Origin of the sequence: Polaribacter haliotis, assembly GCF_014784055.1 — a bacterium.
Classification (GTDB): domain Bacteria; phylum Bacteroidota; class Bacteroidia; order Flavobacteriales; family Flavobacteriaceae; genus Polaribacter; species Polaribacter haliotis.
The window spans coordinates 557,732-569,698 of record NZ_CP061813.1 but is presented as its reverse complement, the minus strand read 5'-3'; the positions used below and the strand labels follow the sequence as shown (position 1 = coordinate 569,698).

Below are 11,967 nucleotides of genomic sequence, written 5' to 3'. Positions count from 1 at the left end.
GAAGATTATTTTAAAATTATGAAAATGGCAGGTCTCCTGACTTGTCTTTATGTTATTAGACCTTCCCAACAAAAAAAAATGTCAGTGGTATAAGAATTAATAACATCCTCTAAAGAGGTACAAAAGTCATTTTTCTGAAACAGAGATTTCTCGATTTCTCTCGAAATGACATTCGTATAAACTTACAGTTGCGGGTACAGTTCTGGATTTTAACCAGATTCCCTTTTAATTTGATGTAAAAAAAATACATCAAAACCAAAATTCGGTGCAAAAGTAGTTTAATTATTGTTATTAGAAAATAGTTTTGTAATCTTGTTGAAAATTACTTTTGATGAAAAAATTGATCCAATACTCATTTTTATTACTTCTTATATTCATCTCTTTTTCTTGTAAAAAAGAAGTTGTAAAAGTTGACAATAAAACACAATCAGAAAGCATAATTAAATATGCAAAAGGCTTTGATATTGTTGAAGAAAATGGAATAAAAAAATTGATTATTAAATCTGCTTACAAAGGTTCTAAAGATGTTTTTGAATATATTATTGAAGAAAAATCAGCTGTAAATAATGATTCTAAAAAGAATGTTTTTCAAGTTCCAATTGATAAAATTGTAGTTACTTCTACTACCCATATTCCAATGGTAGAGTTGTTAAATGAAGAAACTTCTATTGTTGGTTTTCCATATTCTAAATATGTTTCGTCAGAAAAAACGAGGGTTTTAATTGATGAAGGGAAAATTACTGAAATTGGGAAAGAGAATTCTTTAAACACAGAAATTTTATTGGATTTACAACCAGAACTCGTAGTTGGTTATAGTGTTTCTTCTGCTGATAAATCTTTATCTACATTACAAAAAGCAGGAATAAATGTAATTTATAATGGAGATTGGTTAGAAGAAACGCCTTTAGGAAGAGCAGAATGGATTAAATTTTTCGGTGTTTTATTTGATAAAGAACAACAAGCAGATAGTATTTTTAAAGTAATTGAAAATAATTATTTAGAGGCGAAACAAATCGCTTTAAAATCAACAAAAAAGCCTACAATTTTATCTGGTGCAATTATGAGTAAAGACATTTGGAATTTACCTGCTGGAGATAGTTTTGTAGCTACTTTTATAAAAGACGCAAATGTTGATTATTTATGGGGAAATTCCGAAGGAAAAGGAAGTTTATCTTTAAGTTTCGAAAGCGTTTTTGATAAAGGACAAAATGCAGATTTTTGGATTGCTCCAGGTTATTTTTCATCGAAAGAGCAACTCTTAAAAAGTAATGAATTATATGCTAAATTTTCGTCTTTTAAAAATGATGAAATTTATACACCTTCTACCAAAAAAGGAAAAACTGGTGGTGTTATTTATTACGAATTAGCGCCAACAAGACCAGATTTGGTTTTAAAGGATATTATTAAAATTACAAATCCAGAATTATTGCCAAATTACCAATTAACTTTCTTTGAAAAGATGCAATAAAAAAAAGTCTCCAATATTTCTATTGAAGACTTTTTTGCACTAATTGGGGGATTACTATATATCGCTCTGACAATGTAAAATTAGTAAATATCTCATAAATTCTATTTTTTTAGTTGGGTAGTTTTTGGGTAGTAAAACACTAAAAAGACTGTTAATGCTGACTTTTAGCAATTACTAACACTTCTTTTCTACTTTTTATATTTAATTTTTCATAAATATTTTTAATATGAAACTTTACTGTATTTACAGAAATATTTAAAAGTGTTCCTATTTCTTTATTTGATTTTCCATCTACAATTAATTTAAAAATCTCATCTTCTCTAATACTTAAAACCGATGCTAATTTTTGATTCAAAATTTCTTTTTCTTCAGATATTTCTTCAGATAAATTTTTAATTTCTTTAGAATAATTAATAATTTCTTGTTTCATAAAATAATTATCATCTCTTAAAACTTTCATTCTATATAATACTGCAATAGAAAGAATTATCATTTCAAAAAAAGCTCCAATTTTAATGGTAATTGAATCGATATCAATAATTGATAAACCAATAAATTTTAGAATAAAGAAATCTATAGAGGAGAATAAAAGCAACACGTATGCTAACGTTAATATTTTATTGTAAAAACTTTTATTAAATAGTAAGATTGAAACGACCCAGTATATAAAAAGTAATAAAAAAACTAACACGTTAAGTGTAAGTAAGAAATAATAATTATTAAAAATTAAAAAAAGTATTGCAACAACTATAATTACACCACCAACAGAATAGCTAATTCTCTTAATTTTAGGATAGTACCTGTCTAAAAACAAATAACTACTCGCAAATTTAGCTGAAAAATAAGTTAATAAAACTAAACTTAAAGTCACAATAAATCTATTAAGGGCTTCACTAATATTATAAAAATTTAACATGCCATCCATGGAAAAAATTCCCAAACAAGTAAAACCTAAAAAGAGCGAATAGTATAGAAAAGTATCTTCTTTAAATAGAAAAAAGTAAAAGAAATTATAAAGAATAATAAAAAAAGCAACACCGTAATAAAAACAGTTAAAAATTAGCTGATGTTTTTGATTTAAAAACGAAGCTTCTTCAGTATCAAACTCAATGGGTATGTAAGAATGAAGTTTGGACTTAATTTTTATATAAACATCATTTTCTCTAGAAAAACGATATGTTAGATACCTTTGGCTGTTAAGTTTCTCTATTATATTAGAATTTTGATAAACCTTTGCACCTGTATATCTATCATATGTAACCCTAAAAATATAGTTTTTATCTGTTTTATATGCTGGTATTTTAAACCAATAAGTAGCGTTATTATAACCCTCACTTATTTCATTTTTTAATAAATTGAAATCTGCATTTTTTATAGATTCTTTATTAAAAATATTTTCAGAATCTTTAACAAAATAAATATCTGTCTGCGAAAAGCTTATTCCAAACCAAAGGAATAAGAAAATATAAAGTAGTTGTTTTTGCATTTAAAATATTTGGGGGATAATATTTAAATATACTAATAAAATTGATAGTAAGTTTTTTAAATTTGATAAAAACCAGCAGTTGCGTGAATCATTGTCGTATCAAAAACGGGTACAGAAACATTTTTTTGATTGATTAATAACGGAATTTCTGTACATCCTAAAATAATGCCTTCTGCCCCACTTTCTATTTGCTCCTTGATAATATTGATGTAATTTTCTTTAGAAACAGGATTAATTTCTCCTTTCGATAATTCATCATAAATAACTCGATGGATTTCGTTTCTATCTGCTTCTTTAGGAATAATAGTTTCTATGCCAAATGAAGTTAGAATATCTTTAAAGAAGTCTTTTTCCATGGTGTATTTTGTACCTAATAAAGAAACCTTTTTTAATTTCTTTTCAATAATTTGTTTTGCAGTAGCTTCTGCAATATGAATTACAGGAATTTTTACCACGTTTCTAACAGCGTCTATACACAAATGCATGGTATTTGCACAAATTAAAATACAAGTTGCACCTCCATTTTCTAAACTTTTACCAGCTTCTGCCATTAATTCGTTCAACTTTTCCCAATTTCCTTCTGTTTGAAGTTTAGAAATCTCTCCAAAATCGAAAGAATTCATAATTACTTTTGCTGAATGTTTTACACCTAATTTTTCAGCATTTAACTGATTCAAAATTCGATAATATAATATTGTTGATTCTGGCGTAATTCCACCAATAAGTCCTATTTTATTCATGTTTTTTCAAGTTTTTCTAAAGCATTTGCTCTCATATATAAAAACAAAGGAAACGTAAATGCAATGGCGATTAAAAAAGTAAGCGGAATTAAAATCCACCAAAACCTAATTTTTAGTTTGATAGATTCTGGAATCATAAACACAAAAAAAGTTAGCACAACCACAGTTAAATCTGCACCAAAAGATTTACCCGCAAAATTGACTTGTGCATCTTGCATAAAACCTAAAAAAGTAGGATTTTCCACAGTCTGAAACCATTGAATATTATAATACCAAGTATAACAAATTCCTAAAACAGATAATGCTAAATAAAGGTGTTTGAGTTTCATGAGAAATTATTATTTTTATTTAATTAATAATTCAATCTTTTCTTTTAAGATTTTAATTTCTTTTATCCGTGAATCAAGAATTCTTATAGTATCTTCTTTTTTATCAACACATACATAACAATTTTTGACATGTAATAAATCTCCAATTTTATTTTTTTCTCTTAAATGCTGATTTATATAATCATAATAATTATCATTAATTTTAGTAGGCATATTCTTACATAAAAAATCTATCATTGAAATAATTTCATTTAAGAGTACATATTCTTTTTTGAAAACTTTATAGTACTGGACATTGTCAATTCCTCTTAAAACATTAGAATTGAAACTTTCAAAAGCAGGAAGCATAATTTTTTCAGATGAATAGTTTTGTATTTTATTTTTAACATTTAAAGTAATTTTTTCGATTTCAGGAAGCTCTGGAAGTATTGTTTTCTCCAAATACATTAGAATAAAACTTTTAACTTTACGATTACCAATTGATTCTCTTATTTTATCAATAATTACAGATGAAAATAACCCAATTATAAAAGGTAAAATTAATTTTGATAATTCTAAAGTCAGATTACTCTCATTAACTATTTCAAAAAACAATATCATAAATTATTTTTTTTCAATTTTAAAACAACTTCTGTTGTGTATCATCATCCGTATTTTCTTTTTTCTTCTGAATTGCTTTCTTTAAAAGTGCTTGTTTTTTATCCTCTTTATCAGCATCCTCTAAAACAGGTTTTTCTACAACAGGCACATCAATTGGTAGCTTATCTTCAATTACTTCTTCATCCACCACTTCTATTTCTTCAGTAGTTTCTTCCACTTCTTCTTCAAAAGGTAAAGATTCCAATAGATTTACTTGCTTCACTTTCTCTGTCGTTAATTGATTTCCTTGTGCTTTTATTCCTTTTACAGCAATAAATTCTTCAAAATTAACTTCCTCGTTTTCTAAACTTCGTTTCGAGTAAATTACTTCAGCAACTGGTCTGTAATCTGTGGCAACAATTTCTAACTGACTTTTTGGATGGTCAGAAATAAATTCCTCTTCCTTATCTGTAGTTTCAATTAGAAAACGTTTTACATAATAACGTTCTTTTTCTCCATCATAATAAATAGCAGAAATTGGTTTTTTTGGTTTCCATTTTTCCAAGACAATCATATCATCATCAAAATGCATTGCCAAATCTGGTTTTACCGCTTTTGCTTTTCCACTTTGATTGATGATTAATAATTTATCTTCTGCTTTAAATTCGCCTAACAATTCACCTCTATCATCAACATTTAAACGTTGTACAGCATCATCAAACCAAATTTTACGAGGTTTTAATGTAGAAACTCCTTCCGATTTAAAATCGACACTTTTTATTGAATATTTTGTAATTCTATTTCCACGAACTGCTCTTCCTTTTACAGCTAAATCTGCAAAATCGATGTCCCATTTCAACTTTTTAACACTACCAACAGAACGTAAATTAATTGTAACTACTTCTGCTTCTCCATTTGGGTTCGCAGAAAAATAATGAACAATAGAACCTTTACTTCCGTTTGTTAAATCGTATTCTTTATCACGCGTTACAGAAGTTACGTTAAAACGTTTCATGTAACTTGGTCCACGAGCTCCATCTCTATACATAAAGTTATAAACCGTTCTTTTATCTTTCTTTTTAAAGACAGCAACGTGTAAAATATCTTTTCCTACAAAAGTCTTTGCATCTACTTTTGTAACGGACATTACACCATCTTTTCTAAAGATAATAATATCATCTATATCTGAACAATCTGTAACAAATTCGTCTCTTTTTAGGGAAGTTCCAATAAAACCTTCTGTTCTATTTACATACAATTTTGCGTTATTCATTGCCACTTTAGACGCTACAATGTCATCAAAAATTCTAATTTCAGTTTTACGCTCTTTTCCTTTTCCGTATGTTTCTTTTAGACGTTTAAAATAGTCGACTGCATACTCAATTAGGTTTGCTAAATGACCTTTTACAACGGCTATTTTATCTTCTAAACCTTCAATAAATTGCTTGGCTTTGTCAATATCGAATTTCGATATTTTCTTAATTCTTATTTCTGTTAAACGAGTAATATCTTCAACAGTTATGGCACGTTTTAAATGTTTTATATGTGGTTTTAAACCTTTATCAATTGCTTCAATTACGCCTTCCCAAGTTTCTTCTTCTTCAATATCTCGATAAATTCTATTTTCAATGAATATTCTCTCTAATGAAGAAAAATGCCATTGTTCTTCCAATTCATTTAACTGAATTTCTAACTCTTTTTTCAGTAGTTCTACTGTTAAATCTGTGGAGTGTTTCAACATTTCTGAAACCCCAACAAAAACAGGTTTGTTATTCTCAATCGTACATGCCAAAGGCGAAATAGAACTTTCGCAATTCGTAAAAGCATACAAAGCATCAATACTTTTATCTGGCGAAACATTTGGTGGTAAATGCACTAAAATCTCTACTTCTGCAGCAGTATTGTCTTCAATCTTTTTAATTTTTATTTTCCCTTTCTCATTCGCTTTAATAATGCTTTCAATTAAAGAAGTGGTAGTTGTACCAAAAGGGATTTCAGTAATTACCAACGTTTTCTTATCTAATTGCGCAATTTTTGCACGAACTCTTACCTTTCCTCCACGTTTTCCGTCTTTATAATTGGTGAAATCTGCAATTCCGCCCGTTAAAAAATCGGGAACAATTTTAAAACTTCTTCCTTTTAAATATTTAATGGAAGCATCAATCAGTTCAATAAAATTGTGAGGTAATATTTTGGTCGACAATCCAACTGCAATTCCCTCTGCTCCTTGTGCCAACAAAAGTGGAAATTTTACAGGCAAATCAATTGGCTCTTTTCGTCTTCCATCGTAAGACATTTTCCAATCCGTCGTTTTCGGATTAAAAACAACATCTAACGCAAATTTCGACAAACGTGCCTCAATATATCTAGATGCTGCAGCTCTGTCTCCAGTTAAGATATTTCCCCAGTTTCCTTGCATATCAATCAGTAATTCTTTCTGACCAATTTGCACCATTGCATCTGCAATCGAAGCATCTCCATGAGGATGATATTGCATGGTATGTCCAACAATATTCGCTACTTTATTGTAACGACCATCGTCTAAATCCTTCATAGAATGCATAATTCTACGTTGTACAGGCTTCAAACCATCTTCCAAAGAAGGCACTGCTCTTTCTAAAATTACATACGAAGCATAATCCAAAAACCACTCCTTGTACATTCCTGTAACTTTGGTAATGGTTTCTTCTTGAGGCGATTCTAACTCCTCATTTTGGTTCGTTAATTCTTCTTCGTGTTCGTGTTCGTTTATTTCTTCACTCATATTCTAAACTTCATCTTCTATTGTGTCCAACTCAACTTTCAAATTATCAATAATAAATTTTTGTCTATCTGGTGTATTCTTACCCATATAGAATTCCAACATTTGTTCAATAGACATTTCTTTATCTAACATTACTGGATCTAAACGAATGTCATCACCAATAAAATGAACAAATTCATTTGGCGAAATCTCACCCAAACCTTTAAATCGAGTTATTTCTGGTTTTCCTCTTAATTTCTCAATTGCCTCTCGTTTTTCTTCTTCTGAATAACAATAAAAAGTTTCTTTCTTATTTCGAACTCTAAACAACGGAGTTTCTAAAATATATAAATGTCCTTCTTTGATTAATTCAGGGAAAAACTGCAAGAAAAATGTGATTAATAACAAACGAATGTGCATTCCATCAACATCGGCATCTGTAGCAATTACAATGTTATTATAACGCAAATCTTCTAAACCATCTTCGATATTTAAAGCGGCCTGTAAAAGGTTGAATTCTTCGTTTTCATATACAATTTTCTTACTTAATCCGTAAGAATTTAAAGGTTTTCCCTTTAAACTAAAAACGGCTTGAGTGTTTACGTTTCGTGATTTTGTAATAGAACCAGAAGCAGAATCTCCCTCTGTAATAAACAAAGTAGTTTCTAAATAATTTTCCTTTTTAATATCGCCTAAATGAATTCTACAATCACGTAATTTCTTATTGTGTAAACTCGCTTTTTTAGCACGATCTTTTGCTAACTTTCTAATTCCTGAAAGCTCTTTTCTTTCTTTCTCTGCTTGTACAATTTTTCTATGTAGCTTATCTGCAGTGTCAGGATTTTTATGCAGATAATTATCTAACTTTGTTTTTAAGAAATCGTTTATATACGTTCTTACAGTTGGCAAATCTCCACCCATATCTGTAGAACCCAACTTTGTTTTCGTTTGACTTTCAAAAACAGGTTCCATCACTTTTATGGCGATTGCAGAAATTATCGATTTTCTAATGTCTGAAGCTTCAAAATTCTTTCCATAAAATTCTCGAATTGTTTTTACAATCGCTTCTCTAAATGCAGATTGGTGCGTTCCACCTTGTGTGGTGTGTTGCCCATTTACAAACGAATGATATTCCTCTGAATATTGAGTTTTACTGTGCGTAATTGCAACTTCAATATCATGTCCTTTCAAGTGAATAATTGGATATAACATATCATCTTGATTGTTATTATCTTCCAATAGATCTTTTAATCCGTTTTCAGAGAAGTACTTTTCTCCGTTAAAAATTATGGTTAAACCTGGGTTTAAATACACATAATTCTTCAGCATTTTTGCTACATATTCATTTCTGAACTTGTATTTCTTAAATATTTCTTCATCTGGTACAAAAGAAACTTTCGTTCCTTTTCTTCGAGAAGTTTCTTCTAAAAATTCTTGATTTTCTAAATTTCCTTGACTAAATTCAGCTGAAGCAGATTTTCCTTCACGAGAAGATTCTACTCTAAAATAAGAAGATAATGCGTTAACCGCTTTTGTACCAACTCCGTTTAAACCTACAGATTTTTTAAAGGCTTTAGAATCGTATTTACCTCCAGTATTCATCTTGGAAACTACGTCAACCACTTTCCCTAAAGGAATTCCACGACCATAATCTCGAACCGTAACTTTACTTCCATGAATAGAAATTTCAATAGTTTTTCCAGCTCCCATTACATATTCGTCAATGGAATTGTCTAAAACTTCCTTCACCAAAATATAAATTCCATCGTCTGCAGAAGAGCCATCTCCTAATTTTCCAATGTACATTCCTGGACGCATTCTAATATGCTCTTTCCAATCTAAAGACCGAATATTATCTTCTGTATATTTTGTTTCTTGACTCATAAAAATCGCTTACTACTGTTAGGTTTGAAGTACTCGTAAAAATAGGGTTTAACAAAGAAAAATGAAATGCCTTTAACAATTAGTTATTAACATGATTTCAACGAAAATTAGAACATTTTTTTACTAAAATCATCAAGTAAATGTGATGTAAAAATCACAATAAAAAACAATTTGTTATATTTTTAAACAAATACAAGTTTATTAAACAATTTGGTTACTTTTGACCCGAAATAAAAATATATTATTGTGGAAAGAACACAACTTTTAGAATTAGCAAATAAATACGGAAGTCCTTTATACGTTTACGATACAGATAAAATTGAAACGCAATACAAACGCCTAACAAGTGCATTTAATTCTGTTGATAATTTAAAATTGAATTATGCTGTTAAAGCATTATCGAACGTAAATATTTTAAAGTTTTTAACCAATTTAGGTGCTGGTTTAGATACAGTTTCTATTCAAGAAGTACAATTGAGTTTAACAACTGGAATTGACCCAAAGAATATTATTTACACGCCAAATGGTGTTTCGCTTCAAGAAATTGAAGAAGTTGCAAAATTAGGTGTTCAAATTAATATTGATAATCTTTCTATTTTAGAATCATTTGGTCAAAAACATCCAGAAATTCCTGTTTGTGTTCGTATCAATCCACATATTATGGCTGGTGGAAATTCTAAAATTTCTGTAGGTCATATCGATTCTAAATTCGGAATTTCGATTCACCAAGTTCCTCACATTAAACGAGTTGTAGAAAACACTGGAATGAATATTAATGGAATTCATATGCACACAGGATCAGATATTTTAGATATCGACACTTTTTTACGTGCATCAGAAATTTTATTTGATGTGGCAAAACAATTCAAAAATATCGATTTTATCGATTTTGGAAGTGGATTTAAAGTGCCTTATAAAGAAGGAGATATTTCTACAGATATAGAGCAATTAGGTTTGCAATTATCAGAAAGATTTAATGATTTTTGTACAGAATATGGAAAAGAAATAACCTTAATGTTCGAACCAGGAAAGTTTTTGGTTTCTGAAGCTGGTTCTTTTTTAGCAAAAGTAAATGTTGTAAAACAAACAACTTCAACAGTTTTTGCGCATGTAGATTCTGGTTTTAATCATTTGGTAAGACCAATGATGTACGATTCTTATCATCATATTACAAATATTTCTAATCCGTCAGGAAAAGACCGTTATTACTCGGTTGTAGGTTATATTTGCGAAACAGATACATTTGCATCAAACAGAAGAATTTCAGAAATTTCTGAAGAAGATGTTTTATGTTTCCACAATGCTGGAGCTTACTGTTTTTCTATGGCCTCTAATTACAATTCTCGTTATATTCCTGCAGAAGTTATGATTGTAGATGGAAAAGATTACTTAATTAGAAAAAGACAAACAATGCAAGATATTTTACAAAATCAAGTTGTGGTAGATTTTGCACCAAAAAGTAAATCTAAAAAAGAGAAAGTTACCGCTTAAAATCTTTAAAAATAATTTATTTTAGCCACAGAAACACAAAATACAAATTGTGCTTTTGTGGCTTTTTTTTACATCAAAAATAAAAGAAAATGAAAATATTAGGAATTGGTAGTAATTATGTAATTGACCAAAAAGAAATCGAAGAAAGAAGAAAAGGAAAAAAGTTTATCTTCTCTAAACCAGAAACAGCTTTAGCAGTTAATTGCGATGTTAAATACCCAAGTTTCACAAATCAATTGGTTTATGAAGTTGAATTAGTGATTAAAATCGGTAAAAAAGGGAAAGACATATCTGTTGAAAATGCAAACGATTATATCTCTGAAATTGCTGTAGGAATCGATTATACAGCCAAAGATGTTTTAAATGATTATAGAGAAAGAAAACATCCTTGGGAATTTGCAAAAGGGTTTGATGGCGCTGCTCCTATCTCCAATTTTAAACCTGTTTCTAATTTTCCAGATTTGAATAATATCAATTTTGATTTAAAAATAAACGGAGAACAAAAACAAAAAAGTAGTACAGCGTTTATGATTAATAATTTTGCAGATATCATTTCATTTATTTCTGAATATATGACGTTAGAACCTGGAGATTTAATCTTTACAGGAACTCCTGCTGCAGGAATTGGAGAAATTCAAAAAGGAGATCGTTTGCAATGTTCTATTGAAGATGAATTGTTGTTAGATTTTAAAATGATATAATTTTTACTGATGAAAATTCAACTTTCTACTTTAGACAATGTTCCTGCAATTATGGAAATTATTAATGATGCTAAAGCTTATTTATTATCTCAAAATATCGATCAATGGCAAAATGGATATCCAAATGCTACACAAGTTGAAAACGATATTAAAAACGGAGAAAGCTTTGTAGTTGTAAATGATGAAAATCAAATAATGGCAACTTCCATGTTTACCACCAACAAAGAACCAACTTACAAAGTTATTGATGGAAATTGGATTATAAATGAAGATGAAAAATATGGTGTAATCCATAGAATGGCTATCAAAAAAGAGTTTAGAAAATTCGGTTTGGCAACTTTTATGTTCCATGAATTTCACATGCAATTATTAGAAAATAAAGTAAAAAGTTTAAAGATTGATACACATGAAGAAAACATTGGAATGCAATCTTTAATCAAAAAATTAGGCTACAAATATTGTGGTGTTATTTACACAAGTTACAACGCAAAAAGATTGGCTTTTGAGAAAGTAATTTCTGAATAAATCAATATTAAAAGTATATTT

At 29.0% G+C, this 11,967-nt stretch carries 10 protein-coding genes and 1 riboswitch; of the genes, 4 read left to right on the top strand and 6 right to left on the bottom strand.

Annotated elements, in window-relative coordinates; genetic code table 11:
- Nucleotides 1-9 precede the first annotated feature (9 nt).
- Nucleotides 10-275: riboswitch (cobalamin riboswitch) on the bottom strand.
- A 56-nt stretch (nt 276-331) separates the two neighbouring features.
- Nucleotides 332-1,468, top strand: a complete 1,137-nt coding sequence (locus H9I45_RS02205; protein WP_088353569.1) for an ABC transporter substrate-binding protein — start codon at nt 332-334, stop codon at nt 1,466-1,468.
- A gap of 151 nt (nt 1,469-1,619) precedes the next feature.
- On the opposite strand, the gene H9I45_RS02200 is transcribed toward H9I45_RS02205, so the two are convergent.
- From H9I45_RS02200 to H9I45_RS02175, 6 genes are read right to left on the bottom strand one after another with little or no spacing between them, the layout of a single operon-like run.
- On the bottom strand, nt 1,620-2,954 hold the full coding sequence (locus H9I45_RS02200; protein WP_088353570.1) for a 7TM diverse intracellular signaling domain-containing protein: 1,335 nt from the start codon (nt 2,952-2,954) through the stop codon (nt 1,620-1,622).
- 56 nt (nt 2,955-3,010) lie between these two features.
- Nucleotides 3,011-3,694 carry an aspartate/glutamate racemase family protein gene (locus H9I45_RS02195; RefSeq protein ID WP_088353571.1) on the bottom strand — a complete coding sequence of 228 codons (684 nt, stop codon included), beginning with the start codon at nt 3,692-3,694 and terminating at the stop codon, nt 3,011-3,013.
- Nucleotides 3,691-4,023: a DUF2834 domain-containing protein gene (locus H9I45_RS02190; protein WP_088353572.1), complete on the bottom strand. Its 333-nt coding sequence runs from the start codon at nt 4,021-4,023 to the stop codon at nt 3,691-3,693. The genes H9I45_RS02195 and H9I45_RS02190 overlap by 4 nt, the downstream gene beginning before the upstream one ends.
- Before the next feature lie 15 nt (nt 4,024-4,038).
- Nucleotides 4,039-4,623, bottom strand: coding sequence for a hypothetical protein (locus H9I45_RS02185; RefSeq protein ID WP_088353573.1), 585 nt, complete (start codon nt 4,621-4,623; stop codon nt 4,039-4,041).
- 19 nt (nt 4,624-4,642) lie between these two features.
- A complete protein-coding gene (locus H9I45_RS02180) occupies nt 4,643-7,366 on the bottom strand; it encodes a DNA gyrase/topoisomerase IV subunit A (protein WP_088353574.1) in 2,724 nt (907 codons plus the stop codon).
- Between the two features lie 3 nt (nt 7,367-7,369).
- Nucleotides 7,370-9,229, bottom strand: a complete 1,860-nt coding sequence (locus H9I45_RS02175; protein ID WP_088353575.1) for a DNA topoisomerase IV subunit B — start codon at nt 9,227-9,229, stop codon at nt 7,370-7,372.
- A gap of 246 nt (nt 9,230-9,475) precedes the next feature.
- Between H9I45_RS02175 and lysA the strand changes: the two genes are divergently transcribed.
- The 3 genes from lysA to H9I45_RS02160 all read left to right on the top strand — a co-directional run bounded on the left by lysA (nt 9,476) and on the right by H9I45_RS02160 (nt 11,946).
- Nucleotides 9,476-10,720 (top strand): diaminopimelate decarboxylase, encoded by a 1,245-nt coding sequence (gene lysA, locus H9I45_RS02170; RefSeq protein WP_088353576.1) that lies wholly within the window; start codon nt 9,476-9,478, stop codon nt 10,718-10,720.
- An 89-nt stretch (nt 10,721-10,809) separates the two neighbouring features.
- The gene (locus H9I45_RS02165) at nt 10,810-11,421 is read left to right on the top strand and encodes a fumarylacetoacetate hydrolase family protein (protein ID WP_088353577.1); all 612 of its coding nucleotides are present in this window, start codon (nt 10,810-10,812) and stop codon (nt 11,419-11,421) included.
- Between the two features lie 9 nt (nt 11,422-11,430).
- Nucleotides 11,431-11,946, top strand: coding sequence for a GNAT family N-acetyltransferase (locus H9I45_RS02160; RefSeq protein ID WP_088353578.1), 516 nt, complete (start codon nt 11,431-11,433; stop codon nt 11,944-11,946).
- The last annotated feature ends 21 nt before the right edge of the window (nt 11,947-11,967 follow it).

What these genes read in the sequence shown, in the direction of transcription:
- H9I45_RS02175 (WP_088353575.1), bottom strand. Translation starts at nt 9,229, where the DNA reads ATGAGTCAAGAAACAAAATATACAGAAGATAATATTCGGTCTTTAGAT.
- H9I45_RS02185 (WP_088353573.1), bottom strand. Translation starts at nt 4,623, where the DNA reads ATGATATTGTTTTTTGAAATAGTTAATGAGAGTAATCTGACTTTAGAA.
- H9I45_RS02205 (WP_088353569.1), top strand. Translation starts at nt 332, where the DNA reads ATGAAAAAATTGATCCAATACTCATTTTTATTACTTCTTATATTCATC.
- H9I45_RS02165 (WP_088353577.1), top strand. Translation starts at nt 10,810, where the DNA reads ATGAAAATATTAGGAATTGGTAGTAATTATGTAATTGACCAAAAAGAA.
- H9I45_RS02200 (WP_088353570.1), bottom strand. Translation starts at nt 2,954, where the DNA reads ATGCAAAAACAACTACTTTATATTTTCTTATTCCTTTGGTTTGGAATA.
- H9I45_RS02180 (WP_088353574.1), bottom strand. Translation starts at nt 7,366, where the DNA reads ATGAGTGAAGAAATAAACGAACACGAACACGAAGAAGAATTAACGAAC.
- H9I45_RS02160 (WP_088353578.1), top strand. Translation starts at nt 11,431, where the DNA reads ATGAAAATTCAACTTTCTACTTTAGACAATGTTCCTGCAATTATGGAA.
- H9I45_RS02190 (WP_088353572.1), bottom strand. Translation starts at nt 4,023, where the DNA reads ATGAAACTCAAACACCTTTATTTAGCATTATCTGTTTTAGGAATTTGT.
- H9I45_RS02195 (WP_088353571.1), bottom strand. Translation starts at nt 3,694, where the DNA reads ATGAATAAAATAGGACTTATTGGTGGAATTACGCCAGAATCAACAATA.